Raw genomic sequence first — 19138 nt, forward strand, 5'->3', positions numbered from 1 at the left:
GCGGGCGAGGGCCGGACGCCTAGACTCACCTGTCGTGCTGCGCACCATCGACCTGAGGGACTCCGACCCCGCCGACTACCGCACCGTGCTGCCCCGCGCTGAGCTGGACGTGGAGGCTGCGGTGGAAGTCGTCCGCCCGATCTGCGCCGACGTCGCCGCCCGCGGCGCCGATGCCCTGCTGGAGCTCTCGGAGCGCTTCGACCACGTGCGCCCGCCGTCCCTGCGCGTCCCGGCCGAGACCCTGCAGGCCGCCCTGGCCGAGCTGGCGCCGGAGCTGCGGGAGGCCTTCGAGGTGGCGATCGACCGCCGCACCCGGGTGAGCGAGGCCGAGCGCGGCCCCCTGCTCACCGACGTCGAGCTGGCGCCGGGCGCGGTGGTCTCCCAGCGCCGGGTCCCGGTCGACCGGGTCGGGCTGTACGTCCCCGGCGGGCTGGCCCCGCTGTCGTCCTCGGTGATCCACAACGTCATCCCCGCCGCGGTGGCCGGTGTCGGTTCCATCGCCGTCTCCTCCCCGCCGCAGCGCGAGTTCGGCGGGCTGCCGCACCCCAGCGTGCTGGCGGTCTGCGCGCTGCTCGGGGTGGAGGAGGTCTACGCCGTCGGCGGCGCCCAGGCCATCGCCATGTTCGCCCTCGGGGTGGACGGGCTGTGCCCGCGGGTCGACATGGTCACCGGACCGGGCAACGTCTACGTCACCGCGGCCAAGCGGCTGCTCCGCGGGCAGGTCGGCATCGACGCCGAGGCCGGCCCGACTGAGATCGCGGTGCTGGCCGACGACTCCGCCGACCCCCGGCTGGTGGCCGCCGACCTGGTCTCCCAGGCCGAGCACGGCCCCACCTCGGGCTCGGTGCTCGTCACCGACGCCCCGGCGCTGGCCGAGCAGGTGGCCGGCGAGCTGGAGACCCAGGTCGCGGCGACCAAGCACGCCGAGCGGGTCCGCACCGCGCTCACCGGACGCCAGTCCGCCACCGTGCTGGTGCGCGACCTCGAGCAGGGGCTGGCCGTGGTGGACGCCTACGCCGCGGAGCACCTGGAGGTGCAGACCCGCGACGCCACCGCCGTGGCCGCCCGCGTGCGCAACGCCGGTGCGGTCTTCGTCGGCGCCTGGTCGCCGGTCTCCCTCGGCGACTACTGCGCCGGCTCCACCCACGTGCTGCCCACCGCCGGCTGCGCCTGCCACTCCTCGGGGCTGCACGTGGGCTCGTTCCTGCGCTCGGTCAACGTCGTGCACTACGACCGCGACGCGCTGCAGCAGGTCGCCCGCCAGGTGGAGGTCTTCGCCGACGCCGAGGACCTGCCCGCCCACGGTGCCGCGGTGACCGCGAGGTTCCCCCGGTGAGCGCGCCACGCGAGGTCGGGCTGGCCGACCTGCCGCTGCGCCCCGAGCTGGCCGGGCAGGAGCCCTACGGCGCCCCCCAGCTCGACGTGCCGCACCGGCTCAACGTCAACGAGAACCCCTACCCGCCGAGCCCGGGCCTGCTGGCCGCGATCGGACGGGCCGCCGCCGACCCCGGGCTCAACCGCTACCCCGACCGGGAGGCCACCGCCCTGCGCACCGACCTGGCGGCCTACCTCGGCCACGGGCTGGGCCCGGAGAACGTGTGGGCGGCCAACGGCAGCAACGAGGTGATGACCCACCTGCTGCAGGCCTTCGGCGGGCCCGGCCGCACCGTGCTCACCTTCGCCCCGTCCTACTCGATGTATCCCGAGTACGCCCGCAACACCTACACCCGCTACCTCACCGCGCCGCGACGTCCGGACTTCACCGTGGACGCCGACCTGGTCCGGGCGGCGGTGGCCGAGCACCACCCCGACGTGCTGCTGCTGACCAGCCCGAACAACCCCACCGGCACCAGCGTCTCGCTGGACGTGGTCCGCCTCGCCTGCGAGGTGGCGCCGGGGATGGTGGTGGTGGACGAGGCCTACCAGGAGTTCGCCCGCAGCGGCACCCCGTCGGCGCTCAGCCTGCTGGCCGAGCACCCGCGGCTGGTGGTCACCCGCACCATGAGCAAGGCCTTCGCCTTCGCCGGCGGCCGGCTGGGCTACCTGGCGGCCGCCCCGGCGGTGGTGGACGCCTGCCGGATCGTCCGGCTGCCGTACCACCTGAGCGCGGTCACCCAGGCCGTCGCCCGCGTGGCGCTGGCGCACGCCCCGGAGCTGCTGTCGCAGGTGGACGCCCTGCGCCGCGAGCGCGACCTGCTGGTGGACTGGCTGCGGGACCGTGGGCTGGCGGTGGCCGACACCGACGCCAACTTCGTGCTCTTCGGGCGCTTCGCTGACCGCTCGGCGGTGTGGCGGGGGCTGCTGGAGCGCGGGGTGCTGATCCGCGAGACCGGCCCCGACGGCTGGCTGCGGGTGAGCGCCGGCACCCCGACCGAGATGGCCGCCTTCCGCACCGCACTGGTGCAGGTGGCCGAGGAGATGGCGCTGCCGGGCTGGGTGCCCGAGCAGGAAGGAGCACGAGCATGAGCAGCGGTATCGGCGTCAGGACCGGACGGGCGGTCCGCCTGGAGCGGCGCACCAGCGAGTCCAGCGTCGCGGTCCGGCTCGACCTCGACGGCACCGGACGCACCGACATCGACACCGGGGTGCCCTTCTACGACCACATGCTCACCGCGCTCGGCAAGCACGCCCTGCTCGACCTGACCGTGCGGACCGAGGGCGATGTCGAGATCGACGCCCACCACAGCGTCGAGGACACCGCCATCGTGATCGGCGACGCGCTGCGCACCGCGCTGGGGGACAAGCGCGGCATCCGCCGCTTCGGCGACGCCATGGTGCCGCTGGACGAGGCGCTGGCCCAGTGCGTGGTCGACGTCTCCGGCCGGCCCTACTTCGTCCACCGCGGCGAACCGGAGGGCCAGCAGTACGCGCTGATCGGCGGCGGCCGCGGGTCGGTGCCCTACCCGGGCTCGATGACGGCGCACGCGCTGGAGAGCCTGACCTTCCACGCCGGCATCTGCGTGCACCTCACCCTGCTCGCCGGCCGCGACCCGCACCACATCGCCGAGGCGCAGTTCAAGGCGCTGGCCCGGGCGTTGCGGACCGCGGTCGAGCCCGACCCCCGGGTCGAGGGCGTGCCCAGCACCAAGGGGGCCCTGTGAGCGTCGGGACCGGCCCGGTGGGCCGGGCGGACGATGCCGACGGCGCTGACGTCGTGGTGCTCGACTACGGCTCGGGCAACCTGCGCTCGGCCGTCCGCGCGCTGGAGGCCACCGGGGCCCGGGTCGAGCTGAGCGCCGATCCCGAGCGGGCCCGCACCGCGGCCGGGCTGGTGGTGCCCGGGGTGGGCGCCTTCGCCGCCTGCATGGCGGGGCTGCGCGCCGTCAGCGGGGACGCGGTGGTCCGCGAGCGGGCCACGTCCGGACGTCCCACGCTGGGCATCTGCGTCGGCGCCCAGGTGCTCTTCGCCTCCGGTGTCGAGCACGGCGAGCGCACCGACGGGGTCGGGCTGTGGCCGGGCGAGGTCGAGCAGCTGCGCACCCGCCGGCTGCCGCACATGGGCTGGAACGAGGTCCGTCCCGACCCCGGTTCGGTGCTCTTCGAGGGCCTGGACGGCTCCCGGTTCTACTTCGTGCACTCCTACGGGGTGCACGCGGTGGAGGCCCTGCGTGAGCGCGGGGCCCGGGTCACCACGGTGCAGCACGAGGACGACGTCTTCGTCGCCGGTGTCGAGGACGGAGCGGTCTCGGCGGTGCAGTTCCACCCCGAGAAGTCCGGCGCCGCGGGCGCCCGGTTGCTGTCCAGCTGGGTGGCCGCGTTGCCCTCAGGCGGCTCTCAGGTCTGAGGTAGGGTGGCGCCCTGGTGAACGACGGCCGAACCCGTGCGACGCGCCCGGCTTGCTCCCAGCCGCCGGGGCCGCGCAGTGTTCTCCTGGACAGGTCACCACGACAGTGAGAGGAAACCCATGACCCAGAGCGTCCCCACCCGCACGATCGGCGACCGCGTGCTCGGCGGTGACAACCCGGTCTATGTGTGCGCCGAGATCGGGATCAACCACAACGGCGAGCTGGACAACGCGATCAAGCTGATCGACGCCGCGGTGGCGGCCGGCTGCGACGCGGTGAAGTTCCAGAAGCGCACCCCCGAGATCGCCACCCCGCGGGACCAGTGGGACATCGAGCGGGACACCCCCTGGGGCCGGATGACCTACATCGACTACCGCCACCGCGTGGAGTTCGGCCGCGAGGAGTACGCCCAGATCGACGCGTACTGCAAGGAGAAGGGCATCCACTGGTTCGCCTCCCCGTGGGACACCGAGGCGGTGGACTTCCTCGCCGAGTTCGACGTGCCCACCTACAAGGTGGCCTCGGCCTCGCTGACCGACGACGAGCTGCTGGCCAAGATGCGCGCCACCGGCAAGACGGTCGTGCTCTCCACCGGCATGTCCACCCCCGAGCAGATCCGTCACGCCGTCGAGGTGCTCGGCAGCAGCAACATCGTCCTGCTGCACGCCACCAGCACCTACCCGGCCAAGGCCGAGGAGCTCAACCTGCGCATGATCAACACCCTGCGCGCCGAGTTCCCGAACGTGCCGATCGGCTACTCCGGCCACGAGACCGGTCTGCAGACCACCCTCGCCGCGGTCGCCCTGGGCGCCTGCTTCGTCGAGCGCCACATCACCCTGGACCGGGCGATGTGGGGTTCGGACCAGGCCGCCTCGGTCGAGCCGCAGGGCCTGGAGCGGCTGGTCCGCGACATCCGCGTGATCGAGAAGGCGCTCGGCGACGGCGTCAAGAAGATCTACGAGGGCGAGCTGGCGGCCATGAAGAAGCTGCGCCGGGTCGGAGCCACGGCCTGAGCGCACACCCCGACCCGATCGCCGAGCTCGGCGACCGGATCCCGGGCGGGGACGCCCTCGCCCTGGTGGAGAGCCCGGCCCAGCTGCTCAACGCCGCCGAGTGGGCGGCGGCCACGCCGGACAGCCAGGTCGACATCGTGGTGCTGGCGCCGCGTCGCAACGAGACGCGGCGCCAGCTGCGCGCCACGGCGGCGCTGCTGCACACGCCGGAGACCCGGATCATCTGGTGCGAGGCCCGTCAGGGTGTCCGCGGCCCGCTGCGGATCGCCGGCCGGGTGGTGCCGAGCGTGCGGGCCGCGGGCCGCCTGGTGCTCGGTGACCCGTTCTCGGGGCTGATGCAGTCGGTGCTGCCGTTCTTCGGCGGCAGCTCGCTGGTGGTGGTCGACGACGGCACCGCCACCCTGGAGGCGGTGGACCGGCTGGAGCTGGGTGAGCCCCTGCTGCGCTGGCACCAGGTGCGCCGCGGGCCGGTGCAACGGGCCCGCGGCCAGACGGCCACCCGGCTGCTCACCTCCCGCCCGCTGGAGCTGTTCACCGCGATGCCGGTCGACTCGACCCGGCTGTGGGTCCGGCACAACCGCTACGACTGGCTGCGCTCGCGTTGGCCACGCCCGCAGCTGCGTCCCGGGGCGGCGCTGATCGGGACGTCGCTGGTGGAGACCAAGGTGGTGCGCCCCGACGCCTACCTGCAGGCGGTGGCCGATCTGGTGGCCGGCGGCGGGCTGACCCGCTACCTGGCGCACCGCCGCGAGGACGAGCAGAAGCTGGCCACGATCTCCGCGCTCGGCGTCAGCGTGGAGCGGCCCCTGCTGCCGCTGGAGATCGAGCTCGGCCGCGGCCCGGTGGAGCAGCGGGTGCTCAGCTTCCCCTCCACCGTGCTCTACACGCTGCCGCTGGTGCTGGCCGGCGCCGGGGTGGACGTGCAGGCCCTCGACGTCGAGGAGGCCTGGCTGACCGACGACGCCCGCCAGCACGGCGCCAGCGACTTCCTGCAACGGGTCCGCGACCACCGCGCCTGACCGCCCCCAGCGCGCCCTCGCAGCCCCGCCGACGACGCCGTCGGCACCGCCCGGCTGCTGTAGGGTCGGCGGGTGCTCGAAACGCCTTCCGCCGCGCTGCAGCTCCTCCCGGCCGTCGACGTGATCGACGGCTCGGCCGTCCAGCTGGTCCAGGGGGTGGCCGGCACCGAGAAGACCTTCGGGGACCCGCTCGAGGCCGCGCTGCGCTGGCAGCGCGAGGGTGCGCAGTGGCTGCACCTGGTCGACCTGGACGCCGCCTTCGGCCGCGGCAGCAACGCCGAGGTGCTGGCCGAGGTGGTCGAGCGCGTCGACCTGCAGGTGGAGCTCTCCGGCGGGATCCGCGACACCGCCAGCCTGGAGCGCGCGCTGGCCACCGGGTGCCGCCGTGTCAACATCGGCACCGCCGCGCTGGAGCAGCCGGAGTGGGTGGCCGAGGTGATCGCCGAGCACGGCGACCGGATCGCGGTCGGCCTCGACGTCAAGGGCACCCGGCTGGCCGCCCGCGGCTGGACCCGCGAGGGCGGGGAGCTGGCCGAGACGCTGGAGCGCCTGGACGCCGCCGGCTGCGCCCGCTACGTGGTCACCGACGTCAACTCCGACGGCATGCTGTCGGGCCCGAACCTGGAGCTGCTGCGCACCGTCTGCGCCCGCACCGACAAGCCGGTGGTCGCCTCCGGGGGCGTCACCACCCTCGACGACATCGCCCGGCTCGCCGCGCTGGTGCCCGAGGGTGTGGAGGGCGCCATCATCGGCACCGCCCTCTACGTGGGCAGCCTCACCCTGCCCGAGGCGCTGCAGGTCGCCGCGGGCGCCCGTCCCGACGAGGTCGGGGCCGCCCGGTGAGCGCGCCGGCGCCCGCGGTCCCGCTGCTGGACGGGCGGCTGAAGGACCTGCTGGCCGGCAAGGTCGTCGTGCTCACCGGCGTCACCGGCTTCATCGGCGAGCAGATCCTGTGGAAGATGCTCACCGAGCTGCCCGACACCACCCCGGCCCTGCTGGTCCGGCCCAAGGGCTCCACCTCCGCCCGCGACCGGGTGGTCACGCTGCTGAAGAAGAAGATCTTCACCGAGGTGCGCGAGGCCGCCGGCGGGGCCGAGCAGCTGCTGGAGGCCCGGATCCGCGTCATCGAGGGCGACCTGCCGCGGGTGCCGGCGCTGCCGGGCGACCTGGACGTGGTGCTGCACTGCGCCGGCGACGTCTCCTTCGACCCGCCGATCGACCAGGCGTTCCGGACCAACACCATCGGCACCCGGGCCCTGATGGAGCAGATGCTCGCCGCCGTCACCGACGCCGACGGGCAGCGCACGAAGATCCCGCACTACGTGCACATCTCCACCGCCTACACCGCCGGACGCCGCCGCGGCGCGATCCGCGAGGCCGCCCACGAGCACGACATCGACCCGCAGGCCGAGACCGAGCGCGGGATGGCGCTGCTGGAGCTGGTGGAGTCGCAGTCGCGCACCGCCGAGCAGCTGACGAAGCTGCGCAAGGAGGCCGAGCGGGAGCACCGCCAGGCCGGGTACCTCACCACCGCCGCCGACACCGAGCGCCGCCGCAAGGAGTGGGTGCAGCGCAAGCTGGTCGAGGCCGGCACCGAGCGGGCCCGCTCACTGGGCTGGACCGACGTCTACACCTTCACCAAGGCGCTGGGGGAGAAGGTGGTCGCCGAGGTCGGCAAGGACATCCGGGTCTCCATCGTCCGCCCCGCCATCGTCGAGTCGTCCTGGAAGCACCCCTACCCGGGGTGGATCGAGGGCTTCAAGATGGCCGAGCCGCTGATCCTGGCCTACGGCAAGGGCCAGCTGCCCGAGTTCCCCGCCTCGCCGGACTCGGTGGTCGACATCGTCCCCTGCGACTACGTCGTCAACGCCATCCTCGCCGTCTGCGCCACCGAGCCCGAGGTCGGCACCCCGGTCTACTACCACTCCAACTCCGGGGCGCGGAACCCGCTGACCTTCCGCGACCTGTACGCCCACGTCCGCGAGTACTTCCTGGCCCACCCCTTCGAGGGCGGGGCCCGCGGCGCGGCGGCGCTGCCGGAGTGGAACTTCCCCGGCGCGGCGTCGGTGGAGCGGCTGCTGTTCACCTCCGAGCGGGCCGCCTCGCTGGCCGACCGCGCCGTCTCGCTGGTGCCGCGTTCCAAGCTCACCCGGAAGATGGCCCAGGAGTTGGACCGCACCACCAAGGAGCTGAGCTTCCTGCGCCGCTACCTCTCCCTCTACAACGAGTACGGCCAGTCCGAGCTGCACTTCGTCGACGACAACACCCTCGCCCTGCACCAGAGCCTGCACCCCGACGACGTGGACGCCTTCGCCTTCGACTCCGCCGCCTACGACTGGCGGACCTACCTGCAGGACGTGCACTGCCCCTCGATCACCGCCCCGGTCCGCCGGATGGAGACGCTGCGCCGGCGCCGCGGCCAGCGCCCGACCACCTACCGCGACCTGTCCCGCGACGGCGCCGCCGGTGGGGGCAAGGGGGTGCTCGCCGCCTTCGACCTCGACGGCACCGTGATGACCACCAACGTGGTCGAGACCTACCTGTGGGCCCGGCTGCCCGAGCTGGGCCCGCTGTCGCGGGCGCGGGAGGTGGGCGACATCGCCCGTCGCCTGCCCGGCTGGCTGAGTGCCGAGCGGCGCGACCGCGGCACCTTCCTGCGCTCGGTCTACCGCCGTTACGCTGGCGCCGACCTGGCCGCGCTGGAGGAGTTCGTCGACACCGCGATGGCACCGTCCATCCTGGAACGGGTCTCACCCGACGCCGTCCGCCGCATCCGCGAGCACCGCGACGCCGGGCACACCTGCGTGCTGCTCACCGGGGTGGTACGGCCGCTGACCCGTCCGCTGGAGCCGCTGTTCGACGTGGTGGTGGCCGCCGACCTGGCCACCGACGCGGCCGGGCGCTGCACCGGCTTCCTCACCGGCCCGCCGATGGTGGGGGAGTCCCGCTCGGCGTGGCTGCGCCACTACGCCGCCTCCCACGGCATCGACCTGCAGGCCAGCCACGCCTACGCCGACTCCCACGTCGACCTGCCGATGCTCTCGGCGGTGGGCAACCCGGTGGCGGTCAGCCCCGACGTCGGGCTGATGCGCGCGGCGAGCCAGCGCCAGTGGTCGGTGGTGGAGTGGCGGGCCGCCGCCCAGCTGCCCCGTCTCAGCCTGCCGGCCCGCCGGTGAGCGCCCCGCCCTCCCCGACCCGACCCCTCGTCCCCGATGCGAAAGTGAGGCCGGAATGGCTCGCCCGGGCTTCGTCCTGACCGTCGACGACCGCACCCCGCCGCTGCTGGTGAGCGAGGGTGACGGCGTCCGGCTGCAGCCCTTCCCCAAGGGTGCGGAGGTGGTCTACCCGCCCGACACCGCCGGCCGCCGCGTCGACGCCGCCGCGGCCGTCGCCGCGTCCCTCGCCGAGGGCCTGGACGGCGCGCCGCTGGCCGACCGGTTGCGGCCCGGGATCCGGCTCACCGTGACGGTGGGCGCGCTCGAGCAGCCCGCCGCGCGCGGGGTGGACGTGCGCCAGCACGTGGTGGAGCAGGTGCTGCAGCTGGCGGCGACGGCCGGGGTGGACGACGTGGTGGTGCTCGCCGCCAACGGCATCGGCCCCCGACCCACCGAGGAGCAGCTGCTGGAGGTGCTCGGGGAGCGGGTGGTCCGCTCCTTCAGCGCCGACGGGCGGCTGCGCACCCACGACGCGCTGGACCGCGAGCAGCTGACCGAGGTCGCCCCCGGGGTGGAGCTGGACGCCCGCCTGGCCGACTCCGACCTGGTGGTCGACGTCTCCTGCGGCACCGGTGGCAGCGACGTCGGCGCCGACCTCGTCGGCTCCCTCAGCTCGCTGGACACCCAGCGCCGGCTGCACCGGGCGCTCCGGCTGGACCGGGTCGTCCCCACCGCCGGCGCGGAGGTCGAGGGCGAGGGCGCGGCGATGGTGCGCAGCGCGGTCGAGGCGCTCCCGCTGGTCAGCGTGCGCGCCGTCCTCGACCAGGTGGTGCACCCGCCGTCGCTGGAGTTCCTCGGCCGCCGGGAGTGGGAGTGGCGGATCCGCGAGCGGGCCACCTGGTTCGGACTGCGCCGGCTGCTCGAGGTGGCACCCGACCGTGCCCGCCGGAGCGTGCTGCAGGCCGCGCCCGACCAGGGTGTGCTCGCCGTCGCCGCCGGCTCGCCCGCCGCCGTCTCGGCCTGGTCGGCCGGACGGGCCGCCGGGGCCGAGCGGGTCGAGGTGAAGGGCCAGGCCGACGTGCTCGTCTGCGGGGTGCCCCACCGCACCCCCATCAACCCCGGCACCGCGGTCGACCCGCTGGTCGCCGCCTGGTCGGTGCTCGGGCGCACGCTCGGGGCCACCACCGGAGCGCCGGTGGTGCGGCCCGGTGGTGCGGTGATCGCCTTCCACCCGCTGGCGCCGACCTTCTCCGCGCGGGTGCACCCGTCGTCGGCGGACTTCTTCGTCGACGTGCTGTCCACCACCACCGACCCGGAGCAGATGACCGAGCAGGAGGCCCGGTTCGCCGCCGACGAGTGGTACACCAGCCTCTACCGCCGCCAGCACGCCTGGGCCGGGGTGCTGCCGTTCCAGCTGTGGGCCGACGTGCGCGCGGGTGCGGAGCAGGTGGGCGACGTCATCTGGGTGGGTGCGGACCGCGCCTCCGCCGAGCGGATGGGCTTCCGCGCCGCCTCCACCCTGGCCGACGCGCTGGAGATCGCCTCGGACTCGGTGGGCCGGAGCCCCCGGATCCGCTACCTGCACACCCCGCCGCACCTCGTGGCCGACGTGCAGGAGGCCTGAGGTGGACGAGGGCACCCGTCAGCCCGCCGCCTGGGCCGTCGGCGGTGGCCGCCGCGGCGGGTGGCGCGCTGCCCGCCGCGACCTCGGCCTGCTGGGCCGCAGCCGCTGGTCGAGCCCGCCGACCGAGGTGGCCCCACGCCGTCGCCCATCGCAGCGGCCGCTCGCGGAGTGGGCGCACCGCAACCTCACCCGCCCCGTGGTCAGCGTCGGCGCCGCCCTGGACGTGGCCGGGGCGTCGGGGCTGGACGGGCTGACCGGTCCGCTGCTGCTCGTGGCCAACCACCAGCACGCCCGCGACGCCGAGCTGCTGATGGCCGCCCTGCCGGCCGACCTGGCGGCGCGCTGCCGGGTGCTCGGCCTGCGGCAGGTGGCCGCGTGGAACCGGGTGGCCACGGTGCCCGGGCTGCAGGGCGTGGCCGCCGACCGGCGCCAGGTGTGGGCGGTCTTCCCCGAGGGCGCGCCCAGCCCCGACGGCCGGGTCGGGCCCTTCGACCCGCGGGTGGTGCGGCTCGCGCGCCGGACCGGGGCGGCTGTCGTGCCGGTCGGCATCCGGGGCAGCTTCGCGCTGCCCGGCCGCGGCGAGTCCTTCCCCGGCGTGCTCGCCGGGGACGTGCGCCGGGTGGCGGTGCGGTTCGGCGACCCGCTCCTCCCCGTCGACAGCCCGGACGAGACCGCGGCGCAGGCGGTGCGGGAGGCCGTCCAGCGGCTGCTCGACGAGGACGTGCGCACCTGGTGGGACCAGCTGCGCAGCCCGGCCCCGGCCGATGCCGAGGTGCCCACCTGGCGGCGGGTCTGGAGCGCCACGGCGCCGGCCGAGGAGGGCGGATCGGGACGGCGGCGCCGCATCTGGCGCTAGCGCCCGGCGGCGCCGCCCGGGGCGAGGCATTAGAATCGGGATGCTCTCGAGCAGCTGGGAGCACGCGTTCCGGACGACGGATGTCGGGCCGGACGACGACGAAGGAGTCGACATCGTGGGGCACGCCCTGGATGAGGTGACACCGCTGCGCTGGCGTCCGGTCGAGGGGGACGACCTCGCCGCGGTGGACGAGCTGTTCACCGCGATCGAGCGCCACGACGACCCGGCCGAGCGGCACAGCCTGGTCGAGCTGCGCGAGAACATGGACCACGCCGCGCACGGCGCCGAGGCCGACACGGTCATCGGGACCGACCGGGGCACGGTGGTCGCGCTCGGCTGGAACCTCGTGAGCACCGACGAGGAGCGGCGCCAGGTCTTCCTCTCCGGCGGGGTCCATCCCAGCTGGCGCCAGCTCGGCATCGGCCGGCACCTGCTGTGCTGGCAGCTCGCCCAGGCCCGCCAGCGCCTGCGCCTGGACGGCGACCGCGCGGTGGTGGTGGCCCACTGCGACGAGAAGGCCACCACCCGCCGCGACCTGTTCCAGCGGGTGGGGCTGCGGCCGGTGCGCCGCCACGTCGACCTGTACCGCCCCCTCAGCGACGACGTCCCCGAGCCGCAGCTGCCTCCGGGAGTCGAGCTGGAGCCCCTGCACCCGGAGCGGTCGGAGGACGTCCGGGTGGCCCACAACGACGCCTTCTCCGACATCTCGCGGGCCCGGCCCGTCTCCGCGGAGGAGTGGGCGGCCTCGATGACCCGCGCCGCCCTGCGTCCGGAGTGGTCCTGGACGGCGGTGGACACCGCGACCGGCGAGGTGGTCGGCTACGCGATCAGCTCGGCCAACATCGAGGAGTGGGAGGCCCAGGGCTTCAGCCAGGGCTGGACCGGCCGGCTCGGCGTCCGACCGCGGTACCGCGGCCGGGGCATCGCCCGGGCCCTGCTGCTGCAGTCGATGCGCTCCTTCGCCGCGGCGGGTCTGCAGGCGGCCGGCCTCGGCGTCGACACCGACCGCATCGAGGGGCCGCTCTGCCTCTACCACCAGCTGGGCTACACGGTGGCCGACAGCGTGATCCGCCACGAGGCCGGTCCCGCCGCCTGAACGCCGGGTCCGCCGGACCCCTGTAACCTTGGCTGCCATGAGCGGGCATTCCAAGTGGGCGACGACCAAGCACAAGAAGGCCGTCATCGACGCCAAGCGCGGCAAGCTGTTCGCCAAGCTGATCAAGAACGTCGAGGTGGCGGCACGGCTCGGCGGCGGTGACCCCGCGGGCAACCCCACGCTGTACGACGCGATCCAGAAGGCGAAGAAGAGCTCGGTCCCCAACGACAACATCGACCGCGCCGTCAAGCGCGGCTCCGGTGCCGAGGGCGGCGGGGCCGACTACGAGACGCTGTTCTACGAGGCCTACGGCCCGGCCGGCATCGCGCTGCTGATCGAGTGCCTGACCGACAACCGCAACCGCTCCGCCTCCGAGGTGCGGGTCGCGGTCACCCGCAACGGCGGCACCATGGCCGACGTCGGCTCCACCGCGCGGATGTTCCAGCGCAAGGGCGTCGTCGTGGTGAGCAAGGAGCAGGGCGACCGCACGCTGACCGAGGACGACCTGCTCGAAGCCACCCTGGAGGCCGGCCCCGAGGACGTCACCGACCTCGGCGAGGTGTTCGAGATCGTCTCCGAGCCGACCGACCTGGTGGCCGTCCGCACCGCGGTGCAGGACGCCGGCCTGGACTACGAGTCCGCCGAGGTCTCCTTCGTGCCGGACTACACCCAGGAGATGGACGCCGAGGTGGCCGAGAAGCTCGGCCGGATCGTCGACGCGCTGGAGGACTCCGACGACGTCCAGAACGTCTACACCAACGCCGACGCCTCCGAGGACGTCCTCGCGACGCTGGCCTGAGCGGCTGCCGGCACCGTCCGACACACCACGGTCGACGTCCGGGCCCGCGCGCGGATCGACGCTAGGCTCCGAACGTCTGTTCGAACGGTGAGGGAGTGCGTGTGCGGGTGCTGGGGATCGACCCGGGTCTGACGCGGTGCGGGCTCGGTGTGGTCGAGGGCGCTCCGGGACGTCCGCCCGCGCTGGTCGACGTGGGGGTCGCCCGGACGCCGTCCGAGCTCGACACCGCCCGGCGGCTGGTCCAGCTCGAGACCGCGGTGGAGGAGTGGGTGCAGCGGCACCGGCCCGAGGTGGTCGCGGTCGAGCGGGTCTTCGCCCAGCACAACGTGCACACCGTGATGGGCACCGCGCAGGCCGCCGGGGTGGCGATGCTCGTGGCCGCCCGGCACGGGATCCCCGTCGTGCTGCACACGCCGAGCGAGGTCAAGGCCGCGGTCACCGGCTCGGGACGGGCCGACAAGAGCCAGGTCGGGCTGATGGTGGCCCGGATCCTGCGGCTGGACGAGCCGCCGAAGCCCGCTGACGCCGCCGACGCGGTCGCGCTGGCGATCGCGCACGTCTGGCGCGGCGCCGCGATCAACCGCTACGCCGAGGCGGTGGCCGCCCACCGCACGTCGCGGCCCCGCACCCCGACCTCGAGGAGGGCCTCGTGATCGCCTCGCTGAGCGGCACCGTGACCGCGCTCGGCGCCACCTCCGTGGTGGTCGACGTCAACGGCTTCGGGGCCCTGGTGCACTGCAGCCCGCGGACCATCAGCGGTCTGCGGCTGGAGCAGCCGGCCACGCTCCAGACCAGCCTGGTCGTCCGCGAGGACTCGCTCACCCTGTACGGCTTCGCCGACACCGACGAGCGGGACTGCTTCGAGCTGCTGCTCACCGCCTCCGGGGTGGGCCCGCGGATCGCCCAGGCCGCGTGCGCCGTGCTCAGCCCGTCCGAGCTGCGCGCGGCCATCGCGGGTGAGGACCTGGTCACGCTGACCAAGGTCCCCGGCATCGGCAAGAAGGGTGCGGAGCGGATCTGCATCGAGCTGCGGGACAAGGTCAACACCCTGGCGCTGACCACCCAGCCCCCGGCCGCCTCCTCCGCGCCGGCCGTCTCGTCGGCCTGGCGCGAGCAGGTCTCGCAGGGCCTGCAGGGGCTCGGCTGGTCGGCCCGGGACGCCGAGGCGGCCTGCGACCGGGTCGCCGACCTCGCCGGGACCACCCCCCAGCCGTCGGTGTCGGAGCTGATGCGCGCGGCCCTGCGCAGCCTGGCCAAGACGTGAGCGGGACGACGTGAGCGAGGAACGGTCCCGACCGGTGGACCCCCAGGCCGACGACGCCGAGCGGGCCGCCGAGTCCGCGCTGCGGCCGTCCACGCTGGGCGAGTTCCAGGGCCAGCCGCGGGTGTCGGAGCAGCTCGGGCTGGTGCTGGCCGCCGCCCGCAACCGGGGCGCGGTGGCCGACCACGTGCTGCTCTCCGGCCCGCCGGGGCTGGGCAAGACCACGCTGGCCATGATCATCGCCGCGGAGATGTCGGCGCCGCTGCGGATCTCCAGCGGACCGGCCATCCAGCACGCCGGTGACCTGGCCGCGATCCTGTCCGGGCTGGGCGAGGGTGAGGTGCTCTTCCTCGACGAGATCCACCGGATGTCGCGCCCGGCCGAGGAGATGCTCTACCTGGCGATGGAGGACTTCCGGGTCGACGTGGTCGTCGGCAAGGGTCCGGGCGCGACCGCCATCCCGATCGACATCCCGCACTTCACCCTGGTGGGGGCGACCACCCGGGCGGGACTGCTGCCCGGACCGCTGCGCGACCGGTTCGGCTTCACCGCCCAGCTCGACTTCTACGACGACACCGCGCTGCGCCGGATCCTCATGCGCTCAGCCACCCAGCTCGGCGTCCGGCTCAGCACCGAGGCGGCCGCCGAGATCGCCCGCCGATCCCGCGGCACCCCGCGGATCACCAACCGGCTGCTGCGCCGCGTCCGTGACTACGCCCAGGTCAAGGCCGACGGCACCGTCTCCCTCGCTCTGGCCCGCGACGCCCTCGACCTGTTCGAGGTCGACGACCGCGGCCTGGACCGGCTCGACCGCGGGGTGCTGGAGGCGGTCTGCGCGCGCTTCGGCGGCGGCCCGGTGGGGCTGTCCACCCTCGCCATCTCGGTGGGGGAGGAGACCGACACCGTCGAGGAGGTGGCCGAACCCTTCCTGGTCCGGCAGGGCTTCCTCATGCGCACCCCACGCGGACGGGTGGCCACCCCGGCGGCCTGGCGCCATCTCGGGCTCACCGCCCCGGTGGGGGCCCCGGGCTCGGGCGACGACCTGTTCTCCTGAGGCGGCTCGCCCGGCCCGGCGCAGTCGCCGAATCCGCGCCGACCGGGCTAGACTCCGGCGGTCAGCGCCCTGCGGCGACAGCTCGGACGCACCCTGCCCCCCGTGGTGGCAGGGGGTGCCCGCCGCAGGGGAGGACGACCACGAGCCTTGATCGCAGGAGTCATGGATCTTCTACTGCCCGTCTTGCTGCTCGCCCTGGTGGCGATGCTCGGCTACCAGACCTACCGTCAGTCCAAGCGGATGAAGCAGCAGCGGGAGGCCGTCTCCTCCCTCGCGCCCGGCACCCGGGTGATGCTCTCCAACGGCTTCGTCGCCACCGTCGTCAGCGTGGCCGACACCACCCTGGACGTGGAGCTGGCTCCCGGCGTCGTGGCCACCGTGGTGAAGCAGGCCTACGGCCGGACCCTGACCGAGGAGACCGAGGAGACCGCGACCCCGCTCGAGACCGAGGACGAGTCGCCGCTCGTCGGCGCCCCTGACGTCGCCGACCCGGCCGACACCGAGCCCCCGACCCACCGCGTGGTCCGCGACGACGCCGGCCGGCCCTCCGACGAGGCGAGCGCCCCGGGCGCCACGCCCGGCACCCGGGCCGACCCGGCCGACGACCCGCGGCGCACCGACTCCTGACCACCCCCGCCCCACCGGGGGCGACAACCCGAGGACGACGACGTGGCCAGTAGACACCCACGCCCGGCGCGCACGCTGATCGTGCTCGCCGTGGTGATCGCGGGGCTGTACGGCATGATGGCCGCCTTCCAGATCTGGACCCCCAAGCTGGGGCTCGACCTGCGCGGCGGCACCACCATCACCCTGACCGCCTCCAACACCACCGGGCAGGGCTCGGTCGACGAGAACAGCCTGGAGCAGGCCCGCAACATCATCGAGCAGCGCGTCAACGGGCTCGGTGTCGGTGAGGGCGAGGTGACCACCGCCGGGGGCAACCAGATCATCGTCTCGGTGCCCAACGTCCAGCAGGACGAGCTGGTCCGGCTGGTCGGGCGCACCGCGGTGCTGTCGTTCCGCAAGGTCTACGACGTGCAGCCGGCGCAGGCCGAGCAGCCGTCGGGTCTGCCGACCGCCCCGCCCGCCCCGCCCCAGCTCGGTGAGCCGGTGCCGGTCGAGCAGCGGATGGACTGGCAGCCCACCCCCGAGATCCAGAGCGAGTTCGCCGGCTTCACCTGCGGGCAGGACTTCCCCGAGGAGGAGGCCCAGCCGCTGATCGCCTGCGACCAGTCCGGCACCCAGAAGCTGCTGCTCGGCCCGGCCCTGATCAACGGCGACCAGCTCTCCGACGCCTCCGCCGGCGTCCCGCAGAACCGCTTCGAGTGGGTGGTCAACCTCGAGTTCGATAACGAGGGCGCCACCCGGTTCGAGGAGGTCACCGGTCAGCTGGCCACCCAGGCCGACCCGCAGAACCGCTTCGCCATCGTCATCGACGGGGTGTCGATCTCCGCGCCGTCGGTCGACACCGCCATCCCCGGCGGGCAGGCCGAGATCAGCGGCGGGTTCACCCAGCAGACCGCCACCGAGCTGGCCAACGTGCTGCGCTACGGCGCCCTGCCGCTGGCCTTCGAGGTGTCCTCGGTCGACAACGTCTCGGCCACCCTGGGCGGTGAGCAGCTGGAGGCCGGCATCATCGCCGGCATCATCGGCATGGTCCTCGTGGTCGCGTTCTGCGTCGCGGCCTACCGGGGTCTCGGCATCGTCGTCGTCAGCTCGCTGGTGGTGGCCGCCGCCCTCACCTGGGCCGCGCTGGCCCTGCTCGGCGAGGCCGTCGGCATGGCGCTCAACCTGCCGGGCATCGCCGGTGCGATCGTCGCCATCGGCATGACCGCGGACAGCTTCGTCATCTACTTCGAACGGATCCGTGACGAGCTGCGCAGCGGCCGCAGCCTGCGCTCGGCGGTCGAGGTGGGCTGGCACGACTCCAAGCGGACGATCCTCATCGCCGACGCCGTCCAGCTGCTCTCGGCGGTCGTGCTGTTCGCGCTGGCGGTCGGCTCGGTCCGCGGCTTCGCGTTCACCCTCGGGCTGACCACGCTGATCGACATCGTCGTGGTGTTCTGGTTCACCAAGCCGCTGATGACGCTGCTGGCGCGCACGCGGTTCTTCAGCAGCGGCGCCCGCTGGTCCGGGCTGGAGCCCGAGCACACCGGGGCCCGGCCCGTGCGGCGGCGTCCGCTGACCCCGGCCAAGGCCCTGGCCCAGTCGATCGCCTCCTCGCCGCGGGCGCGGCAGGGGATCGCCGGCCCACGGACGGCCCGACAGGCAGGAGAGGCCTGATGCGTGAGTTCATCCGACGCCTGAACACCGGCGAGCTCAGCTACGGGTTCGTCCCGCGCTGGCGCCGCTGGTTCATCATCAGCGCCGTCATCGTCGTGGTCTCCCTCGGCGCGCTGGTGGTGCGCCCGCTCAACCTCGGCATCGAGTTCCGCGGCGGTGCGGACTTCCAGGCCCCGGTCCAGGTGACCGAGTCCACCACCGACGACCTCGGTGACGCCGTCCACGCGACCGGGCTGCCCGAGCTGGACAGCACCACCGTCACCACCATCGGCGACGGCACCGTGCGGGTGCAGACCCGCACGCTCACCGTGGACGAGGTGGCCCAGGTCCGCAGCGCGATCGCCGAGGAGGTGGGCGTCTCCTCCGAAGAGGTCGCCTACTCGCTGATCGGGGCCTCCTGGGGCGACCAGATCACCGAGCGCGCGCTGATCGCGCTCGGGGTCTTCCTCGTGCTCGTGGCCGGGGTCATCTGGATCTACTTCCGCGACTGGCGGATGTCGGTGGCGGCCATCGTGGCGCTGCTGCACGACCTGGTGGTGACCGTCGGCGTCTACGCGCTGGTCGGCTTCACCGTCACCCCGGCGTCGGTGATCGCCGTGCTGACGATCCTGGGCTACTCCCTCTACGACACGGTGGTGGTCTTCGACCGGGTGCGGGAGAACGTGGCCTCCCTGCGCGAGGGGCGCCGCACCTACAGCGAGGCCGCCAACTCCGCCCTCAACGCGGTGCTGGTGCGCTCGCTCAACACCACCATCATCGGCGTCCTGCCGGTCGTCGCCCTGCTCATCGCCGGGGCGTTCGTGCTGGGCCAGGGCCCGCTGCAGGACCTGTCGCTGGCGCTCTTCGTCGGCATGGTGGCCGGTGCCTACTCCTCGATCTTCCTCGCCACCCCCGTGCTGGCCCTGCTCAAGGAGCGCGACCCGGCGATGGTCGAGCACCGCGAGCGGCTGGCGCACCGGCTGCGCAAGGAGGAGCGCAAGGCCGAGCGGCGCACCGGTGGGTCCGGTTCGTCGGTCGCCGTGCTCGACCGCGACGAGGACGCCGACACCGGCACGGACACCGAGGACGGGGCTGGGACGACCCCGACCACCGAGCCGCGGACCGGCACCGTCCGGGCCACCGGCGCCGGAGCCAGCGGGCGTCCCCAGCCGAGGCGGGTACCCCGCAGCGAGAGGCGGCGTCCGTGAGCCCCG

The 19138-nt window shown here is 74.2% G+C and carries 18 protein-coding genes; all 18 read left to right on the forward strand.

Features of this window, described 5'->3' with window-relative positions:
* The first annotated feature begins 34 nt into the window (after positions 1-34).
* The 18 genes from hisD (at position 35) to secF (ending at position 19132) form a co-directional block, all read left to right on the forward strand.
* Positions 35-1336 carry a histidinol dehydrogenase gene (gene hisD, locus DT076_RS01235; protein ID WP_114124825.1) on the forward strand — a complete coding sequence of 434 codons (1302 nt, stop codon included), beginning with the start codon at positions 35-37 and terminating at the stop codon, positions 1334-1336.
* Positions 1333-2466, forward strand: coding sequence for a histidinol-phosphate transaminase (locus DT076_RS01240; RefSeq protein ID WP_233493557.1), 1134 nt, complete (start codon positions 1333-1335; stop codon positions 2464-2466). Before hisD ends, DT076_RS01240 begins: the two co-directional genes overlap by 4 nt.
* Positions 2463-3101: an imidazoleglycerol-phosphate dehydratase HisB gene (gene hisB, locus DT076_RS01245; protein WP_114124826.1), complete on the forward strand. Its 639-nt coding sequence runs from the start codon at positions 2463-2465 to the stop codon at positions 3099-3101. The genes DT076_RS01240 and hisB overlap by 4 nt, the downstream gene beginning before the upstream one ends.
* Complete coding sequence (hisH, locus tag DT076_RS01250) at positions 3098-3784, forward strand: imidazole glycerol phosphate synthase subunit HisH (RefSeq protein ID WP_233493558.1); 687 nt, start codon at positions 3098-3100, stop codon at positions 3782-3784. Before hisB ends, hisH begins: the two co-directional genes overlap by 4 nt.
* Before the next feature lie 120 nt (positions 3785-3904).
* Positions 3905-4798 carry an N-acetylneuraminate synthase family protein gene (locus DT076_RS01255; protein WP_114124827.1) on the forward strand — a complete coding sequence of 298 codons (894 nt, stop codon included), beginning with the start codon at positions 3905-3907 and terminating at the stop codon, positions 4796-4798.
* A gap of 65 nt (positions 4799-4863) precedes the next feature.
* Positions 4864-5817, forward strand: a complete 954-nt coding sequence (locus tag DT076_RS01260; protein WP_114124828.1) for a hypothetical protein — start codon at positions 4864-4866, stop codon at positions 5815-5817.
* Positions 5818-5889: 72 nt separating this feature from the next.
* Positions 5890-6660 carry a bifunctional 1-(5-phosphoribosyl)-5-((5-phosphoribosylamino)methylideneamino)imidazole-4-carboxamide isomerase/phosphoribosylanthranilate isomerase PriA gene (gene priA / locus DT076_RS01265; protein WP_114124829.1) on the forward strand — a complete coding sequence of 257 codons (771 nt, stop codon included), beginning with the start codon at positions 5890-5892 and terminating at the stop codon, positions 6658-6660.
* Entirely contained in the window at positions 6657-8993 is a 2337-nt protein-coding gene (locus DT076_RS01270) for an HAD-IB family hydrolase (protein WP_233493559.1), read from the forward strand. Before priA ends, DT076_RS01270 begins: the two co-directional genes overlap by 4 nt.
* A gap of 55 nt (positions 8994-9048) precedes the next feature.
* Entirely contained in the window at positions 9049-10596 is a 1548-nt protein-coding gene (locus DT076_RS01275; protein WP_114124830.1) for a lactate racemase domain-containing protein, read from the forward strand.
* Position 10597: 1 nt separating this feature from the next.
* A complete protein-coding gene (locus tag DT076_RS01280) occupies positions 10598-11452 on the forward strand; it encodes a lysophospholipid acyltransferase family protein (RefSeq protein ID WP_114124831.1) in 855 nt (284 codons plus the stop codon).
* A 40-nt stretch (positions 11453-11492) separates the two neighbouring features.
* Complete coding sequence (locus DT076_RS01285) at positions 11493-12548, forward strand: GNAT family N-acetyltransferase (protein ID WP_158548013.1); 1056 nt, start codon at positions 11493-11495, stop codon at positions 12546-12548.
* Positions 12549-12585: 37 nt separating this feature from the next.
* Positions 12586-13347 carry a YebC/PmpR family DNA-binding transcriptional regulator gene (locus DT076_RS01290; protein ID WP_114124833.1) on the forward strand — a complete coding sequence of 254 codons (762 nt, stop codon included), beginning with the start codon at positions 12586-12588 and terminating at the stop codon, positions 13345-13347.
* A 110-nt stretch (positions 13348-13457) separates the two neighbouring features.
* Complete coding sequence (gene ruvC, locus DT076_RS01295; RefSeq protein ID WP_199538912.1) at positions 13458-14000, forward strand: crossover junction endodeoxyribonuclease RuvC; 543 nt, start codon at positions 13458-13460, stop codon at positions 13998-14000.
* Positions 13997-14611, forward strand: a complete 615-nt coding sequence (ruvA, locus tag DT076_RS01300; RefSeq protein WP_114124835.1) for a Holliday junction branch migration protein RuvA — start codon at positions 13997-13999, stop codon at positions 14609-14611. The genes ruvC and ruvA overlap by 4 nt, the downstream gene beginning before the upstream one ends.
* Before the next feature lie 10 nt (positions 14612-14621).
* Positions 14622-15662, forward strand: coding sequence for a Holliday junction branch migration DNA helicase RuvB (gene ruvB, locus DT076_RS01305; protein WP_114124836.1), 1041 nt, complete (start codon positions 14622-14624; stop codon positions 15660-15662).
* Positions 15663-15824: 162 nt separating this feature from the next.
* The gene (gene yajC / locus DT076_RS01310) at positions 15825-16289 is read left to right on the forward strand and encodes a preprotein translocase subunit YajC (protein WP_114124837.1); all 465 of its coding nucleotides are present in this window, start codon (positions 15825-15827) and stop codon (positions 16287-16289) included.
* A gap of 42 nt (positions 16290-16331) precedes the next feature.
* On the forward strand, positions 16332-17945 hold the full coding sequence (gene secD, locus DT076_RS01315) for a protein translocase subunit SecD (protein ID WP_233493560.1): 1614 nt from the start codon (positions 16332-16334) through the stop codon (positions 17943-17945).
* On the forward strand, positions 17945-19132 hold the full coding sequence (secF, locus tag DT076_RS01320) for a protein translocase subunit SecF (protein ID WP_114124838.1): 1188 nt from the start codon (positions 17945-17947) through the stop codon (positions 19130-19132). Before secD ends, secF begins: the two co-directional genes overlap by 1 nt.
* Positions 19133-19138 lie beyond the last annotated feature (6 nt).

The organism is Desertihabitans brevis (assembly GCF_003327535.1).
Lineage (GTDB): Bacteria > Actinomycetota > Actinomycetes > Propionibacteriales > Propionibacteriaceae > Desertihabitans > Desertihabitans brevis.